Origin of the sequence: Enterococcus columbae DSM 7374 = ATCC 51263 (assembly GCF_000406925.1) — a bacterium.
GTDB lineage: Bacteria > Bacillota > Bacilli > Lactobacillales > Enterococcaceae > Enterococcus_E > Enterococcus_E columbae.
Map to the genome: position 1 here is coordinate 215,765 of NZ_KE136349.1, position 25,179 is coordinate 240,943.

The following is a 25,179-nucleotide window of genomic DNA, read 5'->3' on the forward strand; positions in this document are numbered from 1 at the left end:
TTACTCTACGCTCCTGTTCGATTAATTAATGTATCTAGCATTTCCGAAACGGTCTGTAAAACACGGGCATTTGCCTGGAATGCTTGAGAAAAACGAATGACATTAGATACTTCTTCGTTAATATTGACACCTGAAATAGAGGCATCTTGGTTTTCTAATTGGTCCAAAACCGTTTGCTGAGCCTTAACGGTGTTGTCTGCCTTTAATTTAGAAATTCCATTTTTAGTGATGATATCATTGTAATGTTCCGCATAGGTCATCCCTTGCTCGTCTTTGGCTGAAAAACTTAAGGCAACGTTTTTGGCTAGACGACCATCACCAGCATTTGGATTAGTGCCCATCCCTGCCATTAACTTACTTGGATCAGCTTGTAGCTCTGCATTAACCTTTAGATTCTTTGCAATATTCTCCGGATCATTTCCTAAATCAAAGAATGGGCCATTATTGCCATTATCCCCATAAGTTTCATTCATTTTAGTCGCCATTTTTTCTACAAATTGATTGAACTCTTGATAACGCTCTTTAATTTCTTGACTGGCAGCTAATTGTCCACCGATTTGTCCTTTACTTACGGTAATTTGATCGTATTTGCCGGTTTCAGCATTATAAACCACCAAAGGACCCCCGTTGACATCGCCACTTTGAATCGTAACGACCTTAGTCCGATCCCCTTCAACCGCGATTTGGGTACTGCCGTTTACTGAAGACATCACTACACTCATCGGAATGCGATGATCGGTATCTAAAATCTTAGTATCGCCAACCTTTAATTCACTTACTCGACCATATTTGTCAAAGGTTGTAGAAATATCAGCCATACTGGAGATATCTTTTAATAAGCGATCACGTTGGTCTAATAAATCATTACTCGTGCCAGCTGTTAACGAATTATCCGCAATTTTTTGATTTAAGGTTTCTAATTCTGCAATTCGTTGATTTAGATTATAAACACTATTGGCAACTGAAGTATCTACATCCGATTTTAATTGCTCAATATTGGTTGCCATTTCATTTAATGTTGTAGTAAAAGTTGAACTATTTTCAACCACCAGCGTTTTACTCGTACCTAACTCTGGGTTGCTTGATAATTTTGACCAAGCATCATAAATCGTGTTCATTTGTTTTAACAAAGCTGAATCAGATGGTTCTCCAAAATAATCTTCCAATTGACCGAGAGCATCTGCCTTTTCTTCATAAAACTTAGACATAGAATTGGCTTCACGAGTTTGTTGACGAACAAAATCATCCACTACACGCGTGATATCTTTTACCTTCACGCCTGTCCCAACCTGTCCTACACCAGTAATTGTATAAGGATTGGTTGTCTGAAGGTTTGTACGTTGTCTAGAATAACCATCCGTTGTCGTATTTGAAATATTATGTCCACTTGTTTGTAAAGCAATTTGACTAGTATTTAAGCCAGAAGTTGCCACATTCAATGTCCCAAATAAACCAGACATCTCTTCTCCTCCTATATCCTTATGCTTCGGTGTCGATTAAGGTTGTTGGGGCGACTCCATAATTTGTCTGCCCACCATACGTTGTCTTATTTGCCTTTTTGATTCCCGACTTTAATGTATCTAATAACATATCTTGAAAACTCATCGCTTGCTGCGTTAGCAATAGATTTTCTTCTTGTTGCGTTTGGATTTCACTAATTAATTGGCGCATTTTTTCGGTAATCTCGCCTTGATAGTCATTAAATAAGGAAACAAACGGCTGCTTCTTCGCTAAAATCTCTTCTAATTTTAGTGCGTCGCCTTTAATTAACACCTTACGTTCTTTTTTTAACAAGCTCAAAAAGCTAGCTAATTTGATTTCAAATTCATTTGTATTCATAAAGCTTCCTCTTAGCTATGCATTGCTTGAACCATACTTGCAGCAATCTCTTTAGCTGATACTTGATAGCTACCCTCTTTAATCGCAGCCTTTAATTCAGCAATCTTTTGCGCATTCGTTGCATGGGTATGACTAGCCTCTTGGCGAATTTTTTGCACGCTCTCTGATAAATCTAAATGACTGGCTTGACTAATTTTTAATGTATCATCTTTAATTTCACTTGTATGCACCGGACGATTAGTTGTGTAACGGTCGTAATTGGTATATCTACCTTCAATTTTCATATGAATTCCCTCACTTTCATCCTAATTTTTCAGTTCATTACCATTATCGTCCAAAAACAAAAAAAGTTAAACCCTAAGATTCAACTTTTTTGTTATCATTTTCAAATTAATTTGTAAACATTTTCCAAATGATTGTCGATCATCATTATATAATCTTACGAAATCCTTTACTTATCAAGGTTTTTCAGCGATATATAATGATAACATTATTATTTTTCAGTAGATTTTTCATTAACGTAGATTGGAAATTCGTTGTTTTTGTGAAAGAATATTCGTAATTCTTACCCCAAAGTTTTCATTGATGACCACTACTTCCCCAGTTGCAATCAATTTACCATTTAGTAAAATTTCCAGTGGCTCTTCCGTTAATTTATCTAGCTCAATAACAGAACCTGTGTTTAGCGACAAAATCTCTTTAATGGTTCGCTTGCTACGACCTAAGATGACACTTAAATCGAGTGGCACATCTAAGATTAAATCCAAGTTATCCCCATCATTCATTGCATTGGATGTTAAGGTTTGAAAGGCTGGCTTACTAACCTCAACCGGACGTTGCACGGTCTGAGTTGGCTGCACGCTTGCCACCGGTTCAGGTGCAGGTGTTGGTGCAGGCTGCTCAACAGGTGTACTTGCTACTTGTGGAGTGCTTTCTTGAACGGGTGCCGTTTGACGTAAGTCCTTGGCTTCATCCGCAAGCATCGCCTTTTCAATATCACGCACGACTTCCTCACTGAAAATCTGCATGATTTCACTTTCAATGACTCCTTCAACACTTAAATCAAAAGAAATTTTATAAATTGAATCTTGTGGCTGAATACTTTGGGTTTCAATCGTCATTCCTTCTTCCCACAAATTCACATTTGGTGGGAAAATATCTACTTTACGATTAGTCATCGTTGCCATTGAGGTCGAAGCTGAACCAATCATCTGATTCATCGCTTCGGCAACTGCGCTTAATTCTAATTCCGTGAATTCTTGACTTACCGGATTTCCTTCACCACCCATCATTAAATCGGCAATCACGATAGCATCCCTAACCTCTAAAAGCATTAGGTTGGTACCAAATAAGCCTTCCTTAAATTCAACGGTAGTGGCAACTTTCGGTGCAGCCAGACTATCTAAAATTTCTTGGAACTTTATTTTAGATACACGCGGAGTTGTGATACTCACACGGCGATTTAAAATAGAAGAAAGAGCAGTAGCTGCTTGGGACATAGAGATATTACCCACTTCACCGATAATATCAAATAATAATTGTTCGTTTTCAGATTGATTGGCTGAAGCGTCCTCATTAGCTGTATTCGACTCAGTCATGCCACCATTTAATAGGGCATCAATCTCTTCTTGTGATAAACTATCGCTCATTATTCTTCCTCTCCTTCTAACGGATCAATTAATTCTATCGCTATGTTTTCCTCGCGTTTACCTGGTTTCACACGATAAAACGGCTTACCTTCTACATAGCTAGTCAATGGATCAGTAATTTTTCGATCTAGTTTGATTAGATCACCAGGGGCTAGTTGTAAAAATTCAGAAAGTTGCATATGGGCATCGCCTAAATGAACACTTAACTCTAACTCCACATGATTTAAACTCTTTTGCAGATATTCTGCATCATGTTCATTATCTACACGGTTGGCATCAAACCAGTTACGGATACTTAACTTGTCAATCATCCCTTCAAAGAAAACGTAAGGAATACATAAGTTGACAAAGCTATCCACCTCAAACACTCTAAAGTTGAAGGTAATCAACGTCACCGGTTCGTTAGGGGACATTGTTTGCAAGAGCTGAGGATTCGTCTCTAAGGATTCAATCGTGGTATCTAACTCGACAATATCCTTCCAAGAGCTTATAAAGACCTGTGTATATAATTCAACGATTTCATTTAAAATTGATAACTCAATATCGGTAAAATTCTTTTTATCCGTTTCTTCTAAAATCGCTTCGTCCTTTTCCTTGCGAGCAAGAATCACCTCTAGTCCCCCACATAATAATTCGATAAAAAGCATTGCTAGCTGGGGATTAATTTCCAAAATCTGCAAGCCATTCATCGGTCTAGACTGGGTGACACCAAGTAAAGTAAATCGAGGAATTGAGTGGATAAACTCATCATAACTAACCTGTTCAATCGCCGCCACCTGCATCATTACATTGGTACGTAATTTAGTAGATAAGGCGGTACTGGCTAACTTGGCATAATCTTCAAAGACCATGTGCAAGGTATTAATATATTCTTTTGATAATTTGACTGGTCTACGAAAATCATACTTTTTCGCTTTTGGCTGCTCTTCAACAACAGAATTAGGCTGCTCTTCAATCAGCTCACCATTACTCATTGCCGATAAGAGCATATCTATTTCTTGTTGTGATAATACTTGATCCACTCAAGTCCCCCCTTTGTAACAATTAATCAAAAATCAAATGATTGACGGTTATAATATTAGCAATCTGGTCTTTGAATTTCACAATACCAGAATAGTAATCAAATTTTTCTGTTGCATTTAACTGGATATCTTCTTCTTGAATGTCAATCACTTCAATCACTTCTTCAATCAGCAATCCCTTGCGTTCATCATTTTGTTTCATGATGAGGATATTGCGATTTTCAGCAGCTGTATCCATACCTATTAAACGTGAAAGATTCACAACTGTCAATACCGTTCCTCGTAGATTAATTAATCCTTCAATCCAACGTGGTGCTAAGGGTACATCAGTAATCTTTACTGTATCAATAACTTCTTCGACAGAATCAGCTGAGATTAAGAAATGTTGTTGATTCATTTGAAATAAAATCATTTGCATAATCAATCAACTCCCAACTTTTCATTAACCTAAAGCTTTAGCAATAGCGTTAATTACCCGATCTGTATCAAATGGTTTTACGATAAAGTCTTTCGCACCTGACTTGATAGCATCCATAACCATTCCTTGTTGTCCCATCGCTGAACACATAATTACCTTAGCATTTGGATCTTGTGCTTTAATCATTTTCAATGCTTCAAGACCGTCTACTTCTGGCATCGTAATATCCATGGTTACAATATCTGGTTTTAATGCTTGATATTTTTCAAAGGCTTCTTGGCCGTTTTGGGCTTCATCCACTACTTCATAACCATTTTTGGTTAAAATATCCTTCAATTTCATGCGCATGAATACCGCATCGTCTACAATTAAAATTCTTCCACTCATTTAAATATCTCCTCTCATATTCCCAATGCTTCAAAAATTTTCTCAATTCCACCATCTTTTGGAATGAAAAAGAGTGAAGCATCCAATCTTTCTTTATCATTATAGAAAAATTCATTTCGAATAATCATCACTTGGTCATCATATTGTTCCAAAGCCATATATAAGCTACTGATAATTGCTCCAAAATAATCTGCTTGTAACATCGGCACGGATGTTGATAGCTGTTGATTAATCATTTGACCAATTGCCCCTAAAAAGGAATTGGCAATAATATTGGTTAATTCTTGAATGGCCGACTGCTTGATTTCGTCATTATATTCAGTAGTGCCTAACATAAATGCAGTCATTTTGTCAGCGGACTCCTCGTTTAGGACGAATAAAAAGACACCTTCAATTTCACCTAAAATCTGAATAGCTGTCGCAAAAACAACCTCATCTTCATGGATAATTTGTTCATATAGCTCTTGATAGCTTAAAATTTTGACTTCAGGTACATTCATATCAATCGGACGACTAACTAAGGATGAAATACTCGTTGCCGCATTGCCACCACCGATATTCATCACTTCTTTTAAAACATCTAGCTCTAATTCATTATAACTCATAGCTGACTCCTCAACTCATTACAGATTGTATTGACATCAAGAATCAAGGCAATTGAGCCATCACCGAGAATTGTTGCTCCTTGATATTTCTTAATTTGTTGCAAAATTGCATCAATCTTTTTAATAACGATTTCTTGCTGACCAATCAACTCATCGGCTAAGATCCCGTAATATTGTTGATCAATACTTACAATAATTGCATAATGTTTCTTTGGTCGATCCTCATTAATCGCTAATAGCTGGTTCATCCGAATAATTGGAATCATCTGTCCTTGGAATTCATAAACCTCGTTAGTAAAGGTTTGTTCAATTTGTTCTTCTCTAACCATCACAACCCGTTCAACGACGTCTAGTGGTATCGCAAAGTTTTCTGTACCTACCCGAACCATTAATGCATCAATAATCGATAAGGTTAATGGAAGCTTAATGATAAAGGTCGTGCCAACATTGACTTGACTTCTTAACTCAATTGTACCACCTAGTGCATGGATTTTTGACTGAACGGCATCCATCCCCACACCACGACCAGAAATATTGGTAATTTCCTTAGCGGTTGAAAAACCTGGATGGAAAATTAATTTTTGAACTTCCTCATCACTTAGACCATCTGTCGATAAGCCTTTTCTAGCCGCGCTTTCTCTGATTACATCTGGGTTTAAGCCTTTTCCATCATCAGTAATCGTAATAATTACTTGATTGCCTTCTTGATAAGCCACTAGATTAATTGTTCCGCGTCTAGGTTTCCCTAATTTTTCACGAACTTCAGGCAATTCAATCCCATGGTCAGCAGAATTACGCAGGATATGCACTAATGGTTCACTCAATTCAGAAACCACGGTCTTATCTAACTCAGTTTCTTCCCCTTCAATGATTAAATCCATTTCTTTATTTAATTCATTGGCTAAATCACGTACCATCCGTGGGAAACGACTGAAAACCACATTAACTTGTTGCATCCGAATTTTCAAGACTAATTCTTGTAGTTCCGAGGTTAAGCGTGAAACCTGTTCAAGTGAATCTTTAATCTCAGTCAAATGCGCACGATTACTTACATCTTCTAGCTGATTCCGATAAACCACTAGCTCAGAAACTAGATTTAAGAATAAATCTAAGCGTGATAAATCCACACGAATCGATTGGTTTTTGCTGTTATTATGACTCGCTTGATTATTTGCCTTAGACACTTGTTTTTGTGACGCGGCTGTTTTTTCCTTGGGCTGTTCAGATACTGGTGCTGGACTTTCAGCTGAAGGTGCTTTTTCCTCAGTTACCGTAGTTGCTGCTGGCTCAATCCTCTCTTCAGTTGTAGCTTCAGTAGCTGTAGCGATATCTGTGGCTTGATCAAAAGGCTTGACGATAATTTGATCAATTTCACTATTGGCTAAGATGTTTTCTTCAATTTCTTGTTGTGAAGCCTGACTGATAAACAGCAATTGAAAATCGGTATCAAAATCGCCATCTTCTAGCGCTTCGGTACTTGGCTCAGATTGGATAATATCCCCAAGCTTTTCTAAATGCTCTAAAATCAGATAAACCCGTGGGCCTTTTAAGACCGTTTGTTCATCTAAACGAATAGCAATACTATAAGCAGTATCTTCTGGTGATAACTGTTCAATAACTGCTAAATCAGCCTCTTCAATATTTTGAAAGGCTACCTTAAAGTCTTGTTCAACTATATCAACAGCTTCCTGCTCAGCATTAGCAGTAGGTGTCGGTGGATTTTCTCCCCCATTTTCAAACTGATTCAAGGCTGTTAGTAAGTCTTCAATCTGACTATGTTGTAATTCTTTTTCTTCTCTTAAATCTTCAACTAACACCGATAGTCGGTCTAAACATTGGAAGATTAGTGAAATCGCATCACTAGTTACCGACATTTTTCCTGATTTAAATAATTCAAAGATATTTTCCATTTTGTGGGTTAATTCCGTCATCACATCATAACCCATAGTCGCAGCCATGCCTTTTAAGGTATGCGCTGAACGAAAAATTTCATTTAGTAAATTCATATCATCTGGATTATTTTCCAGCTCTAACACATTGTCATTTAGCTGTTGGAGATGGTCATCAGTCTCTTCAAAAAAGAGCGTACGGTAGACGTTGTTATCATCCATATGAAGTTACTCCTTTCATTGATTAGCTCATTTTCTCATAAATGAAAGAATCAATTTTTTTCAATCCAAAATTTTCACAATAGTTTATTGTTTCGGTCGCTCCAGTAAATAAGATTCCTCCTGGAACTAAAGCATCGGCAAATTTCTGATAGACCGCATCGCGTGCATCATTTTTAAAATAGATGGTTACATTCCGACAAACAATCACCTGACAATTACTTTCATAACGATCCTTTAATAAATCATGCTTTTTGAATTGTACCTGTCGTTTGATTTCAGGAGAAATGTGATAAAGATTTTTTTCATCTTTTTCAAAATACAGCTGCTTTTCATTAACAGGCAAGTTGCGAATCTCATTATCCTTATAAATACCTTCGCGCGCCTTACTTAAAATGGTTTGGTCGATATCAGTAGCAATAATTGGTGTCGTGCGAATTTGATTTTTCTTTAAAATCATCGCCAAAGTATACGGCTCAGCACCAATTGAGCAAGCAGCACTCCAGATTTTTAAGCTGCGATTTTCTTTAGCTAGGCGAACTAAATGTTTCTCAAAAAGATCAAATAATTCCTTGTTGCGATAAAACTCCGTCACATTAATGGTGATATGCTCTAAGAAACGCTGCTTCGCCTCACGATCACGTTCTAACAGCTGCGCATATTGTTCTAAGGTTTGAACATTTTCATTTTCCATAATGTTTTGGATTCTTCGTTGCATTTGTTTTTCTTTGTAAGCGGAAAGCTCAACACCTAATTTAGTGTGAACCCACTGATTAAAAAATTCAAAATTTAATGCCATTGTCATCACCCAACAATTTGTCTTATTTTGTTTGCAATTGTATCTAAATCTAACACTTCATGAACCACACCTAATTCCACAGCATAACGTGGCATTCCATAGACCACACAAGTCTCCTTACTTTGTGCGATATTATAACCGCCACGATTAGCAATCTGTTGCATACCAGCACCACCATCACGACCCATACCAGTTAAAATCAAACCGACTAAATGATTGCCATAAAGCTCAGCTGCTGATTTAAACAGATAATCCACTGCCGGTCTGGTACCATGTAATTTAGGCTCTTGGTTTAAATTAATTCGATTATTTTCAATCGTCATGTGATAATCGCCTGGGCATAAGTACACCTGATTGGTAATGCGCATGCCTTGTTGTGCTTCAACGACCGTTACCTTAGATTCATCATTCATTCTTTGGGCAAAAGAGGTAGTAAAACCTTTTGGCATATGCTGAACGATAAAAACAGGGACCTTTAACTGTGCAGGTAAGCTAGTAATCACTCGTAATAATGCTTTTGGTCCGCCGGTGGAAGCACCAATAACCAAGGCTTGTACCTGACTAGGAAGCTGACCTGAGCGCAATTTATCTTTGGCTACCCCTTCAGTCTTAATCGATGTAACTTCAGTATCCAAAGGCTTGATCTTCGTCTGTGTTAGACGAGGTCGTGCCAATCTTCGTCTTTGACCATGGATACTGATGAGTTTATTATAAAAATCCTGACTCCATTCCTGACCAATCACCATAATATTCGTTGGTTTTTCAACAAAATCAGCAGCTCCTAGCTCCAAGGCTTCAATGGTAATCTCTTTATTACTTAAGGCACTCAGCATCACGACTGGCAAATCATAGTTCGCTTTAATTTGCTTCAACGTTTCGATTCCATTTAAAATAGGCATCTCTACGTCTAATAAAACTAAGTCTGGTTGCTCATTGGCAAGCATTTCTAGTGCCTGTTTACCATTTCTAGCTTGCTGAGAAACTTCAACATCAGGCATTGATTGTAATAAATCAGCGATAACCTTTCTTAAAAAGGCTGAATCATCAACCACCATTACTTTCATGTGTACTCCCCCATTCACATGCTTCGTTTAAATCTGAATAATTTCGCGATTCACCATTCTAACCGTTGTGGTAAAATCATTTAAATCAACAATCATTGTCCGCCCTATATTACCACCTACATGCTTGGCCACAATCGGAATTCTTAATTGACGTAAAATCGCCTCGACCGCTTCAATGTTACGTTGACCGACATTTAAGCCGGACTGGTCACTATTAAAGCCAAACATACTGGCTCCGCCAACAATTTTCGCTTTTAAGCGATAGGTTGGAATGTGATTTTTGACATTTAATTCTTCAACCATTGCCGGGATGGCTAAATCAGCAAATTTAGCGATTTTTATTTCACGTTTGCCAGCAAATGCCGTACTATCTGGCAGCATAATATGGCTTAAGCCCCCAATTTTTGTTCTGTCATCATAAACAATTGTCCCAATACACGAACCTAAACCAACAGTGATAATATGATTTGGCGCATGAGAGATTTTATAATCAGAAATCCCTACCTTCACTTCATCCGTTAATCTCACCATAATTATCGTCTCCTGCATCAAGCAATTCTGAAACCTGTTGTAAATCATTATGATCAAATAAATAATCCAATGCCAAAAGCATCACGACTTCATTATCCAGCTTCAAAAATTTCTCGATATAACTTTGTTTTAGCGAGGAACGAATTAAATCCTGTTCATAATTGGTTTCTTCTAAAAAGTAAATGCCTTTAATATCTTCCACAAATAAGCCAAGTAATTGTTGATTCCACTGACCGATAATCACTTTACTTTCATCTTTATGCTGACTAAATTCTTTAAATAATTTTTTGCGAATATCAATAATCGGAATCATACTTTCTTGGTATTCATAGACACCTAAAATATGTTCTTCAGTTTCTGGAAGATGGATAAAATTGCGTGCCTCAATAACGCGATCAACATCCATTACCCGAATGGCAAATAATTGCTGATGGCTCATAAAAATGACATATTGTTCCATTATGAATCATCCTTTATTTTATAATTTGAAACTATCTACTTGGAATTTTAAAACTGTCGCAATCGTTTCAATTTCTTGAATGCTACGTTCAAACTCATCAATCACTAAGCTGAAGTCTTCTAAGTTTGAAGTTGCTTCTTGAGAACCAGCTGAAGTTTCACCAATAGAGCTTGAAATATTTTTGATTGCTTGTTGTACTAAATCTTTTTTCTCAACAATGCTACCAATTGAATGTTCGATTGATTGAATACTAGTAATAAACTGCTCAACGATTTGTGAAATATCATTTGAAGTCGCAATTGCTTGGTCTAAAATATCGGTTTGTTGTTGGCTCTTAGTATAAGAGTTGGTGACACTTTCTACCATTTGTTCAGATTTTTTACGAATGACTTCAATGATGTCACGAATATTTTTAGTCGATTGATTGCTTTGTTCTGCTAATGAACGAACTTCCTCAGCAACGATGGCAAAACCATGGCCGGCTTCACCCGCGCGAGCAGCTTCAATCGAGGCGTTCAGCGCAAGTAAATTTGTTTGTTCAGAAATATCTTTGATTAATTGAACAATTTTACCGATATTTTGGATATCATGGTTCATGTCGTTCATTTCATTTACTAATTGTGATTGTTGTTGATGCTCTTCAATCCAGCTTTGATGGACTAATTGCATTGCTTCAGCATTTTTAACGTTGCTTGATTGTGAACGTTCAATATAGGTGTTAATCCGTTTAATTTCTTGGTTGATTCCTTCAATTTGTGAAGATAATTCATTCATATCATCAACCGTTTGAATTGCTTCAGTATTTTCCGCAATGGCTACATCAGCGATTGTATTCATTGATGAACGGATATTTTCGATAGATGATTTTGCCCCCTTGGCCGTCACATTTAAGTCACCTACCATTTTTTCCATACGCTGACTTTCTTCTTTCATCCCAACAATCATCGCTTTAAAAGTATTCATTACGCTAATAAAGGCACTACGTAATTGATTCATATTCGCATCTCTTGAAAAATCTTCACCTTTTTCGGTTAAATTAGTAAAATCGCCAGTAGATACTTGATCAAAAGTAGTCATTAAGTCTTTTAAAGCTGGATTTTTCTCAGAAGTAAAGAATAGATTATATAATACTGAAATGATTATTTGTAATACAATCGTTACTAACGCAAAGGTTAAAAATGCGCCACCTAGTGCATCCGCAAAAACAAAATAACCAATTACAAAAAGAATAATTGTTGTTGTTAATAAAACAATAGATTGTACATTAAAAGCTTTCATTAAAACCGTGCGAACCTTATTCATAATTTTTACCCTTCTTTGTTCAAATTTTCATTTTTGATAATAACAATTCATTGAAAAAAACTCTGTTGTTTGTTATTGCCTAAATCTTTTTAGCGAGTCTTTAGAGTCTACTGCTAATTTTTCGCTTGATTTGAGTGCCCCAATAGCCGAAACTAGTTCCCTAGTTAAAATAAAATGTCCTTTTATTTCAGACGATTCTCTCGACCCCTCCTTTTACCGATATTATTGGGCTATTCTCCATTTTTATATCGGTAAAAAGGAAATAAAATTAAAGACAAATTACAAAACATATACATCTTTTGGATCAAAAATTGTCGTATAACCACCCGAGCGATCATCTCTTAACAAATTACCATGTGATAGCTCAAGCACCCGATATTTTAAAGTGTTGACCATCGTGCTATCATGAGTTGATAGTAAAATCGTCATGCCTTGTTGATTGAGTCTAAAAAATAATTTCATCATTTCAAAGGCTGTCTTTACATCAAGATTTGCCGTGGGTTCATCTGCAATTAACACAAAGGGATGATTGATAATTGCACGCGCGATGGCAATGCGTTTTTGTTGGCCAATCGATAATTCTTCGGGTAATTGATCGATATAGTCTTCCATTCCCACTAAGGTCAACACCTCTTCAATGCGTTGACGGCGCTCTTTTTTATTCAAATGATAAATTTGTAAGGGGAAATCTAGGTTACGCAAAACCGATTGTTTGGGTAAAAAAATATCGTCTTGACCGACAATGCCGATTTGACGCCGAAGCTGGTACATCTGTTCATCTTTTAGCTTTTCAACGGCAAAATCCCCCATTTTAATTTTGCCCTTGGTGGCCTGTTCTTCTCTAGTCAAAAGCTTGAATAAGGTCGTTTTCCCCGAACCACTCGGACCAACTACGAAAACAAATTCCCCTTGATCAATCTGGAAATGAACATTTTTCAAAGCGATACAGCCATTTTTATAAATTTTTGAAAGATTAGTTACCTGAATCATGAGCTCTAACCCCTTCTACTTATCAGTAAAGTGATTAATTACGTTAAACATGTCATCAGTTGTCTGTAAAGCTTTAGCATTTAAGGAAAAAGCACGTTGCGTGACAATCATATCAGTCATCTCTTGGGCTAAATTCACGGCTGCATTTTCTAAAAAGCCTTGTTGAATAGCTCCAAAGCGTTCAGGATTTTGTTGGTTATTCCATAATTGCGTGCCTGGTTCTATTTGATATAAATTTTCGCCTTGTGGCACTAATCGATTGGTATTGGTCGGTAAAAACAAAGGAATCCGCCCTAGCTCGATGGTTTGATCACCTTGTTTGGCCGTAATGATTCCTTGCTGGCTAACAGCTATCGTTGTATTCGGCCATTGAGCTGGATTGACGGTATAGTTGACCTCCACTGGTAAGCCCTTTTGTGTGACTAGTCGATGTTGGGCGTCTAATCGAAAGCTACCATCTCTAGTCAGTAATTGATTGCCATTTGCATCTCTAACTGCAAAAAAGCCCTCACCAGCAATCGCTAAATCTGTTAAAATCCCCGTATTATTCAAGCTTCCTTGTACAAAATTAACGGTTTGCCCATTGGTTTGTAACCCTGCATTAAAATCGATGTTTTGCGTGTTGGCTGGTCGATTGACTTCATTTTGCGAAGTAGGATTATTTAATAATTCACGAAAGCTCATATCTTTGGCCTTATAACCAGTTGTATTGACGTTCGCAATATTGCTTGCTGTGGTATCTAAAGCCTTTTGTAATTGTGTTAATCCTGTCTTACTGATGGATAACAAGCTATTCATATTCATTGATTTTCCCCCTAAATCAATGGTCGCTATTATACACGACCTAATTCATTTACCGCCTTATCTAAGGTTTCATTTACTGTCTGTAACGCCTTTTGATTCGCTTCAAATTCACGAGAAGTCTGAATCATTTTGACCATTTCATCAGCTACGGAAACATTTGAGCCCTCTAAATAGCCCTGAACGACTGAGCCTTGGATTACTTGGCCTGGCTGATTACTGGTATAATAAGTATCTCCATTACTGATCAAAGCACTCTCATCTTGAAAATTGGTAATCAAAAAGTTAGGCTTCACATTATCCTGCATGACAATCGGCTGATTATTCGCCCCTAAAACCTGATAGCCCTCTTGCGTTAATAGCTGATTTTGATCATTTTTAATGAAATTACCATTGCGCGTATAAGCAAGCTGACCATTATTCATCCGAATAGTAAAATATCCTTCGCCATTTAAAGCAAAGTCGGTTAAACGCTCGGTATTTTTTAAAGCCCCACGTTCAGCATTTAAATAGGCGCCCGCTAGCTCATTACCAAAAGTAAAACCGCCAATTTCATGACGTTGATCCATCTTGATGCCATCTTCATAGTTATGCAAAGGAACTTCTTCTAAAGTACGTTGAAATAAGCTTTTGGCTTTGTATCCTGTTGTATTGGTATTAGCGATATTACTGTTGCTATTTTCTTGTCTTTTTTGTAAAAGATGGACACTTTTGTAGAGTGTATCTAGTGAACGAATCATATGAACTCCTCCTGAATTCTTTCCTTTAATTTACCAATAATTTTGCCGTGTAGCTGAGAAACTCGTGCAATGGAAATATCGAGTACTTCAGCAATCTCTCTAAGCGTTAACTCTTCACGATAATATAAGCTTAAAATTAATTGCTCTCTGTCGGATAAGCTGGCCACATGCTTTTCTAAAATGGCCTGCTGTTCTTCTTGTAAAATAGCCTCTTCTGCATTCGTCATCGAATGATCTTGAATGGTATCTTGAACGGTCATCCCCTCTTGTTCATTAGAAAATAACGTATCCTCCAATGACACACTAGCTAAATAATGAATACTGTCGTAAATTTCCCCTAGCTGTTGTTCACTAATTTGCATAATATTACAAATTTCCAAATCCGTTGCTTCGCGCTTTAATTCTTGTTCTAGCATAGCTTTGGCTTTATAAAAATCATTGACGGTTTTCATTTTATAGCGAGAAATTTTGGCATTTTTACGCACTTCATCTAAAATCGCCCCTTTAATCCGAATCATCGCATAGCTTTCAAAGGGTACCTTTTTTTGTGGATCATATTTGTTTAGTGCATCCATTAAACCAATCACGCCAATATTGGTTAAATCGCCCCGATCATATTCCGCACTTTTAATTGAAATTCGATTGACGACGCGCTCAACTAAAGGTAAATATTTTAAAATTTCATTCTCCCTTGCAACCTCGTACATAACAGAGCCCCCCATACTTTTCATGTAACTATTTTCCCCATATCTTTGTTAAAATTCTATGTTGCCAACTGTTTCAATCATAATTTCATTTGGTACCTCATTAAGTGATAAAACGGCAATATCTGGAAAATTAAATGAAATAATCTTTCTAAATGCCAAGCGAATCTTCGGCGATGCCAAAATCACATGAGGTACTTGGTTAGCAAGCAATTGATGATGCTGCGTACCAATCGTTTCTAATAATTGATTGACCATATCCGGTTTTAGCACTGGGAATGAACCTGTAGCTGTTTTTTGAATACTTTGGGCAATCATATCTTCAATTTTTGGATGAATCACGATTACGTTTAAGCGATGTTCTTCATCCGCATATTTATTGGCAATCGTTCGTTTCAACGACTGACGAACATATTCCGTTAGCATCTCAGTATCCTTAGTTACTAAACCATAATCAGCTAAGGTTTCTAGAATGGTTGCCAAATCATTAATCGGTATTTTTTCATCCAATAAGTTTTGTAATACCTTTTGCACTTCACCTAAGCGCATAATATCTGGAATCAATTCATCAATGACCACATTATTTTGATCTTTAATGCCTTCTAGTAATTTCTTCACTTCTTGACGACCAAGTAATTCTGAAGCATGCGCATAGATTACTTCTTTAAGATGCGTGGCAATAACCGTTAATGGTTCAATCACTGTAAAGCCTTGTAGTTCGGCATTTTCTTTTTCAGCTTCATTAATCCACATCGCATCCAGATGAAAGGCTGGCTCTTTCGTTGCAATTCCTCTAAATGGAATCGGCTCATCGTTTTGCGCAATCACCATTACCTGATTTGGATAAACCTCACCTTTACCCACTTCATTGCCTCGAATTTTAATCGAATAGGTATTGGCCTCTAAATATAAATTATCGCGGATACGGACAGGACTCACTAAAATCCCTAATTCGTGGGCACTTTGCTTACGAATCGCCACAATCCGACTCATCAAGCTATTGTCAATCGAGCTATCTACTAAAGGAATCAAGCCATAGCCGATTTCAATGGCAATGGGCTCTACTTGGAAGGAAGCAACAGAATCATCTTCTTCCTGCGCTTCTTTTTTACGTTGTAAGGCCAATTTGCGTTGCATTTCTTTTTCACGCTGAATTTCTTTTTCTGCTTGCTGCTTAATCATAAAGCTAGCACCGATTAAGCCTAAGCCAATCAAGACAAAGGGAATGAAAGGAAAACCAGGCACAAGGGCTAAGATAAATAAGATGACACTAACAATCCGAAATAGGTTAGGATTTCTTGTCGCATCTTGTAAGATATCTAAGCCAAAGGTACTATCGTTATCTGAACGAGTCACGATCACCCCAGAGGCAATTGAGATTAACAGCGAAGGAATCGCACTAACTAAGCCATCACCAATAGACAATTTACCAAATTGTGATAAAGCTTCAGTAATACTTAAACTACCATTGACTGAGAAAATAATTGCCCCACCGATTAAGTTAATCAGGGTAATTAACACCCCAGCAATCGCATCCCCTTTAACGAATTTGCTGGCCCCATCCATTGAGCCATAAAAGTCCGCTTCCCGTTGCAAATCTTTACGACGAATACGGGCTTGTTCTTCGGTAATCAGTCCATTATTTAAGTCCGCATCAATACTCATTTGTTTTCCTGGCATCGCATCTAAGGTAAAACGAGCCGACACCTCTGAAACCCGACCAGCTCCCTTGGTAACTACGGCTAACTGGACAATCATAATGATGATAAATAAAATAATACCGACAATATAGTTACTACCAGTTACCACGTTGGCAAAGGCATCAATTACATGTCCCCCATTTCCTTGAGACAAGATTAAACGAGTAGAGGACAAATTCAAACTCAAGCGAAAAATCGTAGTAATCAATAAAACGGTTGGAAAGGTTGAGAATTCCAACACATTTTTGGTAAATAAGGTAATTAAAAGAATATTAATAGCAATGGTTAAATTAACCACAATCAGTAAATCTAAAATCATTGGTGGCAAAGGAACAATAATTAAGCCAATGATTGCCACAATTAAAAAAGCAACCACTACGTCAGTTCGATTAATTCCACCTAATTTTTTTTCATTTGCTTCCATTGACCTAGATTCCTTTCTATCATTTTTTAAATCTTATATTTCTTTTGTTCTTCTAATTGATAAACTAAGGCGATAATTTCAGCAATTGATTCATACATCTCAACAGGAATATACTCGCCTGGTTCGACTAACGGATATAAGGCACGGGCGACGGGTTTATTTTCGATCATCGTGACCCCATGCTCTTTGGCTTCAGCCTTAATCTTTTGCGCTAATTCATCTTGTCCCTTCGCTAAAACTAAAGGAACTTCATCTTTATCTGGATCATATCGTAAGGCGATTGCATAATGCGTTGGGTTAGTAATCACCACGGTTGCCTCTTTGACCTTTTTAATAGCATTTAATAAGATTTCACGATGCTTAGCCCGCCGTTGTCCTTTAATTTTGGGATCGCCCTCAGCCTGCTTAGCTTCTTCCTTAACCTCTTCTTTTGTCATGCGCAAGCTCTGCGTATGCTTATAGCGTTGGTATAAATAATCGCCAATTCCCACTACAATCAAGAAAATGGACACTTGCAAAGCCCAATCATGAACAAAACGCAAGCAAAACTCCAACGTTTTTATGGTGCCAATTTCACTACTATTCAGCAAAGTAGGTAAATAAATCTGCAGCTTGCTATAGCCTAAATACACGATAACGATTAATTTAACTAAACTCTTTGCCAGATTAACCAAGCTCTGTAGCCCAAACATATTTTTAAAACCATTGATTGGATTAAGCTTTGAAAACTTAGGCTGTAAAACCTTACTGGTGAATAGTACACCGACCTGTAAAAAGTTGCCCACAATCCCTAAAAGTAAACTCACACCTAAAAACGGTAGAATGATTAAAAAGAAGAATAAAATACTTTGTGGCAATAAACGTGCCAAGCCATGAATCTTGGTATCAACTAAATACAGTTGCTCAAAATAAGCAGTCATATAAGGAATCAATTGCCGTAAAACCGATTGCCATAATGGAAGCAGCAGTGTGGCAAAAGCAAATAAAGAAATGGCCGTAACCAAATCCGGACTCTTAGGAATATTTCCATCCTGTCTGGCATCACTGAGGCGCTTGCCGGTGGGTTGTTCGGTTTTTCCATCTTTATCAGCCATTTTCCTCACCTCTCTAGTTCAACGATTTTAAGAACGGCTCCATATAATTAACAATATTAGGTAATTCTTTCATTAAAAAACTGGCAATATTGGGGATTAAGTAAATCATCAAAATAAAAGCAACAAACGATTTGATCGATAAACCTAAAATTAACACATTAATTTGAGGAATCACTCGTGAGATGACCCCAGTCACAATATCAATCAATAAAGCTGAAAGTAGCAAAGGCATCGCTAAATTAAACCCCATGGCAATCGTCAGCGAGACCAGATGCACCACCCCATCCACACTCGCTCCCCCCATATTCCCACTAGCTAAGCCAACTAATGAAAACGAATGGATAAATCCCTTAATCATCACTAGATGCAGATTCGTCACAAACATTAAAGCGGTCGCCATCCAATAATACATCCGACCAAATGGTGAAGTTAAGAGCTGAAATTCAGGGTCATAAGCTTGCGCCATTGAAAAACCAATCTGAAAATCAATAATATGCCCAGCAATTTCAATACCGTAAAAGACTAATTGGCATAGATAACCTAACGCCAAGCCTAAGAGCGTTTCTTTGAGGGCAAGTAACCCTAAAATAAACAAGCTAACTGCTGATGAAATTGGCGAAACAAAAGGATAAATGCCTACCGTTATTCCAGCTGCAACAACAATTCGCGCCATCATTGGAAAACCCTTTTGTGAAAAAAAGGGAGCGATTGCTAAAAAAGATAACACGCGAATGAAAATAAGCAACACCGACTGTACAATTACATTACTCATCGCTATAACCCAGCAATCATTTTAAAAATACTTTTGGTGAAATTTAGCAAAATATTGATCATAAAGTTGCCACCCAAAATTAAGGTAAGGAAAATAGCCACTAACTTCGGTACAAAGGTTAACGTTGGCTCTTGAATTTGCGTTGTCGCTTGAAAAATACTAATCACTAGCCCAATCGCCATCGAAATAACCAATGCCGGACCAGCAACTAGCAAGATACGAATAAATGATTCGCGCATCACATCTAGTACCATTTGTACATTCATTAAAAATTCCCTCCTTAATTATTGAAAGCTTCTAACTAGCGATTCTACGACTAAATACCAACCATCAACTAAGACAAACAGTAACAATTTAAATGGCAGGGCAATCATCATCGGCGAAATCATCATCATCCCCATCGACATCAGAATACTTGCTACCACCATGTCAATGATTAAAAATGGAATGAAGATTAAAAAGCCCATACTAAAAGCCGTACGCAATTCACTGATAATAAACGCTGGTGTCATGATTGTCATTGGAATATCCTTATAAGATTTGTAATTATTTTCTTCCTTGGATAGATCTACAAATAGCTGTAAATCCTTTTCCTTGGTTTGCTTAAACATAAATTCCTTCATTCGATCTTCTGAACGTTCAAAGGCTTGAGCTTGCGTAATTTGATTTTCTTGATAAGGTTTAATCGCTTGATCATAAATATCCGTATACACCGGCTTCATGACAAAAAATGTTAAAAACAAGGCTAGACCAATAATCACTTGATTCGGTGGCACTTGCTGAGTTCCTAAGGCATTTCTGGTAAAAGACAAGACCATGACGATTCTAGTAAAAGAAGTCGTCATAATCATCAAAATAGGCACCACCGAAAGTAAGGTTAATAAAACAAAGGTATTGACCGTTTGATTATCATTTCCCGTATTTAACAAGCCATTTACCGTCGATTGAATTTCTTGGGTATCTACAGCAAACACCTGATTAGTAAAGCCAAAGAAAAGAATCACTGAAAATGCAATAAATAAAAATCGCTTAAGGTTTCTTTTGCTTGTCATTTTCTTGGCTTCCTTTCTTTTCTAATAATTGTTGAACTTCTTTTTTTAATATTTTAGAAAAATCAGCAGGTGTTTTTTGCTGTTGTTTTAGCAATTGCTGATGCTGCTTTAATTGTAAAACTTCTTCTGCAGATAACTCTTTAATAATTTGGTTTTGTTGTTCGGAAATACTCATCACATAGTATTTTTCAAACATTTTGACAATCGCTATCGAAGAGGTTTTACTCACAGATATTCTTTGCATGACTTGTAAAATCTCATTTTCTGGATTGATTTGTTTATTTAAAAATTTTAAGCTTTGGCTAATCAAATATAAAATAATCAATAAGAAAATGACCATCTTAATAATTGGTACGACCAGATCCATGAGTAAGCCTCCTTATACTCCTAAATTATTGAATCACAAAATCTGTTACATAAACCTGTCTGACAATATCCTTGCCATAGTTATGATTAATCGCTAATTTTAATTCTTCTTTTAGCTTCGTGACAGAATCCACTGAACCCAAAATATCATCTGCTTTCTTTTGACGAAGCAGGTTTACTACGGCATCTCTGACTACAGCCACATTCGTAGTCACTTCCTCACTAGTCTTCTTATCATCAACTAATAATGAAATCGTAATTTTCATATACTGTTGCTCGCCACTTTTCCCTTTAGCGAGATTCACTAAAAATTCATTTAAGGCTACAATTTGTTGTCCTTCTTCAATTGTGCTACTTTGCTTTTGGGCGGCGACTTCTTTTTCAGGATTGATAAACTTATTCATGATAATTGAACCCGCAACACTACCTACAACTGCCAAAACTAACATGATAGGCAGTAACAACAAGGGATTGAAATTGCCTTTTTCCTTGGGCGCTTTTTCCTTTTTGGCTTTTTTTTCTTTCTTTTCCATTTTATTCCACACAATCCTTATTTATTAATTCTTCCACTGGTTGATGGTAGGTTTGCCTACGATAATGAATAATTCGTTGAACCACGGTAAAAGCTTCTTCTTTTACCACCAGGCTTTTACCATCAACCAAGGTTATGGTTGTATCCGGAACTTCCTCCATTCGATAGATTAAATCCGGATTCAGATAAAAGATTTTTCCAGTAATCCCTGTTAATTTAATCATACTTCAGTCCTCTTAAATTAACGTTTTAAATTGATTAATTCTTGTAGCATTTCATCAGAGGTGGTAATACTACGTGAGTTCGCTTGATAAGCACGATTGGCAATAATCATATCTGTAAATTCAGTTGCCAAGTCCACGTTTGACATTTCTAAAAAGCCAGCATTTAATTGACCGGTACCACGATCACCGATATTGGTAACCATCACATCACCAGAGTTATTGGTTGGAATATAGTTATTCCCCCCAACTTTTTCTAGACCTTCAGGGTTGTTAAAAGCAGCTACCTTTAATTTACCCATTACATAGACTTTGTTTCCATATTTAGCTGTGATTAAACCATTTTGGTCAATGGTCATCGCACTATATAGCGCCGTTTCGTCACCAGGTAAGCTAGCTGGAATATTGACTGGTTTTAAACCTTCTAAGTTATCTACTGTAAAAGCTTGTTCGGCATCAAAATCATCTGTAAATTCTACTGGTGTATCTAACGTATCAGCCAGTAGCTTCATTCCGTTACTATTGACCACATTGCCATCACTATCACGAACAAATGCACCATCACGGGTATAATAAACGGTCGCATTCGCATCATTTCCTGCACCACGAACCATAAAATATCCTGGACCAGATAAATAAAAGTCCATGCTGCGGCCAGTTGTTTGTGGGGCACCGACTGCCATATTGACATCAATCGCCCCTGTTTGTACCCCTAAACCAATTTGGCGGGCATTGGTTCCCCCTAGGCCGTTTCCTGGAGCAGCCGCTTTGGCAGTTGTTTGGCTCATTACATCTTGAAATAATACTCGGCTAGATTTGAAGCCGGTTGTATTTACATTTGCAATATTATTGGCAACTACGTCCATCTTATTTTGTAAATTTTTCATTCCACTTACGCCTGAATAAAGTGATCTTAACATTTGCTCTACCTCTTTTTTCTGTTTAATTTTACGATTTTTCTCAGTCATTCAAAAAATCAAGGCCTCTTTTTAAGTCCAGCCTTATTGAATAAATTTAGCACTATCAATATTGGTCACGGTATGTAACTCTGCCATCGAAAGTGCGGTGATCACTGTTCGATTGGGAATATTGGTAATGAAACCTAAATCTTTGTAAACCAGTAAGGAATCCTTACTACCTTTTTGCGCTAACTCCAAAACAGCACTATCCAATTGCCGATAATCCTCAGCATCTAACTGGATTGCTCGCTGAGATAATCTTTTTTGCGCATGATTAGAAAGCTTGAGTTGCGCTTGTTCTAATTGAACCAAGCTTTTAAATTGCTCGGATTGTTTGTCTAGCTTTTTAGTTGAATAATCAGTTGAATAATCATCAATCGAATATTTCATTGAAGGAGCGACTCGACTACTTTCCATCACACACTCACTTCCGTAATATTGGCACTTGCGTAGTCTTGATGATCAATTGTAACCATTGGCACTCCGTTTAAAATTTTGACTTTCTCAATTTTTCCTTTGACTTCTTTACCGTCTTGATTTAACGTTACTTCTTTACCGATTAGACTAAAAGCTTGCTGCTGTTGCTGTAATTTTACTGAGTTTTCTAAGCTTTTTCCTAGGCTTTGTAGCTGTTGTAAAGAAGTAAATTCAACAAATTGACTAATATAATCTGTTCCTTGATTGCCTCCTGATGACTCGCTACCACCAATTGCAGGATTACTCATTGAAGCCGCTAAAATCTTCAAAAAATCATCCATGGAAATCTCTGATGGATCACTTTTAGTCGTTGGTGCCGGGGTAGTCAAGGTTGACTGGATATTTTGAATATCATTAATTGGCATATTATCACTTCCTTTAAGCTAAAATGCTGATGGTACTGTCAAGCACTTCTTTTTCTGTACTCGTTTCTTCAACCGTTACTTTTTCACTTGGCTTAGCATATCGATTCACTGGCTTAGCCTGATAAAGATTGGACTGTTGAAAGCTTTGTTGAAAATTCTGTTGCAAAGCCGTACCTAAATGCTCCGTCATGCTTGGCTGCTGAATCTGCGTAGGTGTGGGCTGTTGTAAGAAAGGCTGCTTATTTAAAATTTGTTCAAAACGTGTGCTTAAATTTTCCAACAATTTCATCGTATGAACATTTTCTGCCTTTACCTCTAACTGAATTTGTTGCTGATTCAGTTGTAGCGAAATTTCTAGCTTTCCTAATTGCTCAGGCTGTAATTGTATCGTTACCTTTTGCAACCCTGGATGATTGATGGTCTGCGTTTGTTCTACTAACTTTTGAGCAACCTGCTGCGTAATCGCCTCTGCTATCGGCGCTTGTCCAACCTTAGCTGATTCATTAACCAAAGTAGCTGTATTCCCAGTAAGCATCTGCTGTAAGTGAATAGGCAAGCCGAGGTTTATTTGTTCATGGGTTAATTGACTAAAGCTTGGCTGCTGAATGGCTAACTGCTCAGCTGAACTTGGGATGTTCTTTTCAGTCGTTAAGTCAAGCGGAGTTGAGGCTTGCACTTGAGTTGGCAACTGCTTTTTCTCAGTAGGAGCTGATTGTGAATCAGCTAGCTCACTTGCCGACAGATTAGCCGTTAATAAGCCTTCCTGCTCAGTTGTTGGTTGAAAGGTAGAAGTAAACAAATCAGTCCTACCAGCTGTCTTATCACTAGCTTGCGTAAGGGTTAGCTTAGTTGTCAGCGCATCTATGTTTTGTGTGGTCACACTATAAGGTGTAGGATTTAAGCTTTCCACCTGAGTAGCTAGCTTGTGATCACTCTCTTTTGTAGAAGCTGCTGAGGTTATTTCTAAATCCATAGATGGTTGCTGCATAGATAGTGAATTTAACGATTGTTCGATAGTTCCTATTTCTAAATGACTATTCTTTTTTTCAGCTGGATTTGTGCTTACATCCTCAGAATCTTCTTTAGCCATCAATGAAGACTGTTTAGTCGTATCCTTTTCAGATATAGTTTCATCAGTTTGGGATTTTTCACTAATGACTTTATTTTCATCAGTTTGATCATCCATTTGCTTTTCTTTCGTTTCATTTGTTGTTTGCTGTTGATAACGTTGCATTGCCGCTTTAAAACGTTGAGCTGATTTAGGCGCTTCTTTTGCGGCTTTAGTCTCTGCAGCTAGCTTTAACGAATCGGTCTTTGGCGCAGTAATCATCTTTTCACATCCTTTCAAGGCTTCCATTAGTATGTTTAGCCAAACATTGCTTGTGCTTGTTTGCGACCGCCCATTTCATCAAGCATTTTTTGTTCTTCTTGATTCAGTAAGAACTGATATTCCGCTAATTGCTTGTCTTTTAATTTTTCTAAAACCTTTCGTTCTTTTTGCGCAGCAATATAGACATTTAAGGCTTGCTGTAATTTTTGCTGACTTGCTAATAAACGATTTTGGGTTTCCATCATTTGCTGCTCTAAGCCTAATAAATACCATTGCTGCACTTGCATACGGCTAACCGTTTCTTCTCTAATTTCCAAAAGAGATTGTTTTTCTTCAACAAGCTGTTCCATTTGTTTTTCTTGTTCATTGATTTCTTGTTGACAGGCTGCGTAATTTCTTTTCGCTTCTAATTCCATTTGCCAACGATAATCTAATAATTTCTCTAAAGAAAAAGTAAATTTCTTCATC

The 25,179-nt window shown here is 37.2% G+C and carries 31 protein-coding genes; all 31 read right to left on the bottom strand.

Annotation, left to right across the window (positions count from 1 at the left end):
• Positions 1 to 5 precede the first annotated feature (5 nt).
• On the bottom strand, positions 6 to 1,460 hold the full coding sequence (gene flgK / locus RK02_RS08745; protein WP_016183874.1) for a flagellar hook-associated protein FlgK: 1,455 nt from the start codon (positions 1,458 to 1,460) through the stop codon (positions 6 to 8).
• A 19-nt stretch (positions 1,461 to 1,479) separates the two neighbouring features.
• Complete coding sequence (locus RK02_RS08750; RefSeq protein ID WP_016183875.1) at positions 1,480 to 1,839, bottom strand: flagellar protein FlgN; 360 nt, start codon at positions 1,837 to 1,839, stop codon at positions 1,480 to 1,482.
• 11 nt (positions 1,840 to 1,850) lie between these two features.
• Positions 1,851 to 2,123 (bottom strand): flagellar biosynthesis anti-sigma factor FlgM, encoded by a 273-nt coding sequence (flgM, locus tag RK02_RS08755; protein WP_016183876.1) that lies wholly within the window; start codon positions 2,121 to 2,123, stop codon positions 1,851 to 1,853.
• A gap of 231 nt (positions 2,124 to 2,354) precedes the next feature.
• Positions 2,355 to 3,488, bottom strand: coding sequence for a flagellar motor switch phosphatase FliY (fliY, locus tag RK02_RS08760; protein ID WP_016183877.1), 1,134 nt, complete (start codon positions 3,486 to 3,488; stop codon positions 2,355 to 2,357).
• The gene (gene fliM, locus RK02_RS08765; RefSeq protein WP_016183878.1) at positions 3,488 to 4,510 is read right to left on the bottom strand and encodes a flagellar motor switch protein FliM; all 1,023 of its coding nucleotides are present in this window, start codon (positions 4,508 to 4,510) and stop codon (positions 3,488 to 3,490) included. Before fliM ends, fliY begins: the two co-directional genes overlap by 1 nt.
• A gap of 22 nt (positions 4,511 to 4,532) precedes the next feature.
• Entirely contained in the window at positions 4,533 to 4,928 is a 396-nt protein-coding gene (locus RK02_RS08770) for a chemotaxis protein CheW (RefSeq protein ID WP_016183879.1), read from the bottom strand.
• 24 nt (positions 4,929 to 4,952) lie between these two features.
• Entirely contained in the window at positions 4,953 to 5,315 is a 363-nt protein-coding gene (locus tag RK02_RS08775) for a response regulator (protein WP_016183880.1), read from the bottom strand.
• 14 nt (positions 5,316 to 5,329) lie between these two features.
• Positions 5,330 to 5,920, bottom strand: a complete 591-nt coding sequence (locus RK02_RS08780; protein WP_016183881.1) for a chemotaxis protein CheC — start codon at positions 5,918 to 5,920, stop codon at positions 5,330 to 5,332.
• Positions 5,917 to 8,031 carry a chemotaxis protein CheA gene (locus RK02_RS08785; protein ID WP_016183882.1) on the bottom strand — a complete coding sequence of 705 codons (2,115 nt, stop codon included), beginning with the start codon at positions 8,029 to 8,031 and terminating at the stop codon, positions 5,917 to 5,919. The genes RK02_RS08780 and RK02_RS08785 overlap by 4 nt, the downstream gene beginning before the upstream one ends.
• Before the next feature lie 22 nt (positions 8,032 to 8,053).
• Positions 8,054 to 8,827: a CheR family methyltransferase gene (locus tag RK02_RS08790; RefSeq protein ID WP_018451752.1), complete on the bottom strand. Its 774-nt coding sequence runs from the start codon at positions 8,825 to 8,827 to the stop codon at positions 8,054 to 8,056.
• 5 nt (positions 8,828 to 8,832) lie between these two features.
• Positions 8,833 to 9,891, bottom strand: a complete 1,059-nt coding sequence (locus RK02_RS08795; RefSeq protein ID WP_016183884.1) for a protein-glutamate methylesterase/protein-glutamine glutaminase — start codon at positions 9,889 to 9,891, stop codon at positions 8,833 to 8,835.
• Between the two features lie 27 nt (positions 9,892 to 9,918).
• Complete coding sequence (locus RK02_RS08800; protein ID WP_016183885.1) at positions 9,919 to 10,422, bottom strand: chemotaxis protein CheD; 504 nt, start codon at positions 10,420 to 10,422, stop codon at positions 9,919 to 9,921.
• A complete protein-coding gene (locus RK02_RS08805) occupies positions 10,403 to 10,882 on the bottom strand; it encodes a chemotaxis protein CheW (protein WP_016183886.1) in 480 nt (159 codons plus the stop codon). The genes RK02_RS08800 and RK02_RS08805 overlap by 20 nt, the downstream gene beginning before the upstream one ends.
• Positions 10,883 to 10,900: 18 nt before the next feature.
• A complete protein-coding gene (locus RK02_RS08810; RefSeq protein WP_016183887.1) occupies positions 10,901 to 12,184 on the bottom strand; it encodes a methyl-accepting chemotaxis protein in 1,284 nt (427 codons plus the stop codon).
• Positions 12,185 to 12,463: 279 nt separating this feature from the next.
• Entirely contained in the window at positions 12,464 to 13,174 is a 711-nt protein-coding gene (locus RK02_RS08815) for a cell division ATP-binding protein FtsE (RefSeq protein WP_016183888.1), read from the bottom strand.
• A 15-nt stretch (positions 13,175 to 13,189) separates the two neighbouring features.
• Positions 13,190 to 13,978: a flagellar hook-basal body protein gene (locus tag RK02_RS08820; protein ID WP_016183889.1), complete on the bottom strand. Its 789-nt coding sequence runs from the start codon at positions 13,976 to 13,978 to the stop codon at positions 13,190 to 13,192.
• Positions 13,979 to 14,007: 29 nt separating this feature from the next.
• On the bottom strand, positions 14,008 to 14,715 hold the full coding sequence (locus tag RK02_RS08825; RefSeq protein WP_016183890.1) for a flagellar hook-basal body protein: 708 nt from the start codon (positions 14,713 to 14,715) through the stop codon (positions 14,008 to 14,010).
• Positions 14,712 to 15,422: a sigma-70 family RNA polymerase sigma factor gene (locus tag RK02_RS08830; RefSeq protein ID WP_018451751.1), complete on the bottom strand. Its 711-nt coding sequence runs from the start codon at positions 15,420 to 15,422 to the stop codon at positions 14,712 to 14,714. The genes RK02_RS08825 and RK02_RS08830 overlap by 4 nt, the downstream gene beginning before the upstream one ends.
• 48 nt (positions 15,423 to 15,470) lie before the next feature.
• Complete coding sequence (gene flhA, locus RK02_RS08835; RefSeq protein ID WP_016183892.1) at positions 15,471 to 17,543, bottom strand: flagellar biosynthesis protein FlhA; 2,073 nt, start codon at positions 17,541 to 17,543, stop codon at positions 15,471 to 15,473.
• 26 nt (positions 17,544 to 17,569) lie between these two features.
• The gene (gene flhB / locus RK02_RS08840; protein ID WP_016183893.1) at positions 17,570 to 18,637 is read right to left on the bottom strand and encodes a flagellar biosynthesis protein FlhB; all 1,068 of its coding nucleotides are present in this window, start codon (positions 18,635 to 18,637) and stop codon (positions 17,570 to 17,572) included.
• Between the two features lie 13 nt (positions 18,638 to 18,650).
• Complete coding sequence (locus RK02_RS08845; protein WP_016183894.1) at positions 18,651 to 19,409, bottom strand: flagellar biosynthetic protein FliR; 759 nt, start codon at positions 19,407 to 19,409, stop codon at positions 18,651 to 18,653.
• A gap of 2 nt (positions 19,410 to 19,411) precedes the next feature.
• Entirely contained in the window at positions 19,412 to 19,675 is a 264-nt protein-coding gene (gene fliQ, locus RK02_RS08850; RefSeq protein WP_016183895.1) for a flagellar biosynthesis protein FliQ, read from the bottom strand.
• Between the two features lie 18 nt (positions 19,676 to 19,693).
• Positions 19,694 to 20,461 (bottom strand): flagellar type III secretion system pore protein FliP, encoded by a 768-nt coding sequence (gene fliP, locus RK02_RS08855; RefSeq protein WP_016183896.1) that lies wholly within the window; start codon positions 20,459 to 20,461, stop codon positions 19,694 to 19,696.
• Positions 20,439 to 20,828 (bottom strand): flagellar biosynthetic protein FliO, encoded by a 390-nt coding sequence (locus RK02_RS08860; RefSeq protein WP_016183897.1) that lies wholly within the window; start codon positions 20,826 to 20,828, stop codon positions 20,439 to 20,441. Before RK02_RS08860 ends, fliP begins: the two co-directional genes overlap by 23 nt.
• Positions 20,829 to 20,853: 25 nt before the next feature.
• Entirely contained in the window at positions 20,854 to 21,360 is a 507-nt protein-coding gene (locus RK02_RS08865; RefSeq protein ID WP_016183898.1) for a flagellar basal body-associated FliL family protein, read from the bottom strand.
• 1 nt (position 21,361) lies between these two features.
• On the bottom strand, positions 21,362 to 21,583 hold the full coding sequence (locus RK02_RS08870; protein WP_016183899.1) for a flagellar FlbD family protein: 222 nt from the start codon (positions 21,581 to 21,583) through the stop codon (positions 21,362 to 21,364).
• A gap of 17 nt (positions 21,584 to 21,600) precedes the next feature.
• On the bottom strand, positions 21,601 to 22,500 hold the full coding sequence (locus RK02_RS08875; RefSeq protein WP_026231384.1) for a flagellar hook-basal body complex protein: 900 nt from the start codon (positions 22,498 to 22,500) through the stop codon (positions 21,601 to 21,603).
• Positions 22,501 to 22,581: 81 nt separating this feature from the next.
• Positions 22,582 to 22,956 (bottom strand): flagellar operon protein, encoded by a 375-nt coding sequence (locus tag RK02_RS08880; RefSeq protein WP_016183901.1) that lies wholly within the window; start codon positions 22,954 to 22,956, stop codon positions 22,582 to 22,584.
• On the bottom strand, positions 22,956 to 23,381 hold the full coding sequence (locus RK02_RS08885) for a hypothetical protein (protein WP_016183902.1): 426 nt from the start codon (positions 23,379 to 23,381) through the stop codon (positions 22,956 to 22,958). The genes RK02_RS08880 and RK02_RS08885 overlap by 1 nt, the downstream gene beginning before the upstream one ends.
• A 13-nt stretch (positions 23,382 to 23,394) precedes the next feature.
• The gene (locus tag RK02_RS08890) at positions 23,395 to 24,711 is read right to left on the bottom strand and encodes a flagellar hook-length control protein FliK (RefSeq protein WP_016183903.1); all 1,317 of its coding nucleotides are present in this window, start codon (positions 24,709 to 24,711) and stop codon (positions 23,395 to 23,397) included.
• A 35-nt stretch (positions 24,712 to 24,746) separates the two neighbouring features.
• On the bottom strand, positions 24,747 to 25,178 hold the full coding sequence (fliJ, locus tag RK02_RS08895; RefSeq protein WP_016183904.1) for a flagellar export protein FliJ: 432 nt from the start codon (positions 25,176 to 25,178) through the stop codon (positions 24,747 to 24,749).
• Position 25,179: the final 1 nt, after the last annotated feature.

Coding starts and splice junctions, on each gene's coding strand:
- flgK (WP_016183874.1), bottom strand. CDS start 1,460: ATGTCTGGTTTATTTGGGACATTGAATGTGGCAACTTCTGGCTTAAAT.
- RK02_RS08750 (WP_016183875.1), bottom strand. CDS start 1,839: ATGAATACAAATGAATTTGAAATCAAATTAGCTAGCTTTTTGAGCTTG.
- flgM (WP_016183876.1), bottom strand. CDS start 2,123: ATGAAAATTGAAGGTAGATATACCAATTACGACCGTTACACAACTAAT.
- fliY (WP_016183877.1), bottom strand. CDS start 3,488: ATGAGCGATAGTTTATCACAAGAAGAGATTGATGCCCTATTAAATGGT.
- RK02_RS08770 (WP_016183879.1), bottom strand. CDS start 4,928: ATGCAAATGATTTTATTTCAAATGAATCAACAACATTTCTTAATCTCA.
- RK02_RS08775 (WP_016183880.1), bottom strand. CDS start 5,315: ATGAGTGGAAGAATTTTAATTGTAGACGATGCGGTATTCATGCGCATG.
- RK02_RS08780 (WP_016183881.1), bottom strand. CDS start 5,920: ATGAGTTATAATGAATTAGAGCTAGATGTTTTAAAAGAAGTGATGAAT.
- RK02_RS08785 (WP_016183882.1), bottom strand. CDS start 8,031: ATGGATGATAACAACGTCTACCGTACGCTCTTTTTTGAAGAGACTGAT.
- RK02_RS08790 (WP_018451752.1), bottom strand. CDS start 8,827: ATGGCATTAAATTTTGAATTTTTTAATCAGTGGGTTCACACTAAATTA.
- RK02_RS08795 (WP_016183884.1), bottom strand. CDS start 9,891: ATGAAAGTAATGGTGGTTGATGATTCAGCCTTTTTAAGAAAGGTTATC.
- RK02_RS08800 (WP_016183885.1), bottom strand. CDS start 10,422: ATGGTGAGATTAACGGATGAAGTGAAGGTAGGGATTTCTGATTATAAA.
- RK02_RS08805 (WP_016183886.1), bottom strand. CDS start 10,882: ATGGAACAATATGTCATTTTTATGAGCCATCAGCAATTATTTGCCATT.
- RK02_RS08810 (WP_016183887.1), bottom strand. CDS start 12,184: ATGAATAAGGTTCGCACGGTTTTAATGAAAGCTTTTAATGTACAATCT.
- RK02_RS08815 (WP_016183888.1), bottom strand. CDS start 13,174: ATGATTCAGGTAACTAATCTTTCAAAAATTTATAAAAATGGCTGTATC.
- RK02_RS08820 (WP_016183889.1), bottom strand. CDS start 13,978: ATGAATATGAATAGCTTGTTATCCATCAGTAAGACAGGATTAACACAA.
- RK02_RS08825 (WP_016183890.1), bottom strand. CDS start 14,715: ATGATTCGTTCACTAGATACACTCTACAAAAGTGTCCATCTTTTACAA.
- RK02_RS08830 (WP_018451751.1), bottom strand. CDS start 15,422: ATGTACGAGGTTGCAAGGGAGAATGAAATTTTAAAATATTTACCTTTA.
- flhA (WP_016183892.1), bottom strand. CDS start 17,543: ATGGAAGCAAATGAAAAAAAATTAGGTGGAATTAATCGAACTGACGTA.
- flhB (WP_016183893.1), bottom strand. CDS start 18,637: ATGGCTGATAAAGATGGAAAAACCGAACAACCCACCGGCAAGCGCCTC.
- RK02_RS08845 (WP_016183894.1), bottom strand. CDS start 19,409: ATGAGTAATGTAATTGTACAGTCGGTGTTGCTTATTTTCATTCGCGTG.
- fliQ (WP_016183895.1), bottom strand. CDS start 19,675: ATGAATGTACAAATGGTACTAGATGTGATGCGCGAATCATTTATTCGT.
- fliP (WP_016183896.1), bottom strand. CDS start 20,461: ATGACAAGCAAAAGAAACCTTAAGCGATTTTTATTTATTGCATTTTCA.
- RK02_RS08860 (WP_016183897.1), bottom strand. CDS start 20,828: ATGGATCTGGTCGTACCAATTATTAAGATGGTCATTTTCTTATTGATT.
- RK02_RS08865 (WP_016183898.1), bottom strand. CDS start 21,360: ATGGAAAAGAAAGAAAAAAAAGCCAAAAAGGAAAAAGCGCCCAAGGAA.
- RK02_RS08870 (WP_016183899.1), bottom strand. CDS start 21,583: ATGATTAAATTAACAGGGATTACTGGAAAAATCTTTTATCTGAATCCG.
- RK02_RS08875 (WP_026231384.1), bottom strand. CDS start 22,500: ATGTTAAGATCACTTTATTCAGGCGTAAGTGGAATGAAAAATTTACAA.
- RK02_RS08880 (WP_016183901.1), bottom strand. CDS start 22,956: ATGGAAAGTAGTCGAGTCGCTCCTTCAATGAAATATTCGATTGATGAT.
- RK02_RS08885 (WP_016183902.1), bottom strand. CDS start 23,381: ATGCCAATTAATGATATTCAAAATATCCAGTCAACCTTGACTACCCCG.
- RK02_RS08890 (WP_016183903.1), bottom strand. CDS start 24,711: ATGATTACTGCGCCAAAGACCGATTCGTTAAAGCTAGCTGCAGAGACT.
- fliJ (WP_016183904.1), bottom strand. CDS start 25,178: ATGAAGAAATTTACTTTTTCTTTAGAGAAATTATTAGATTATCGTTGG.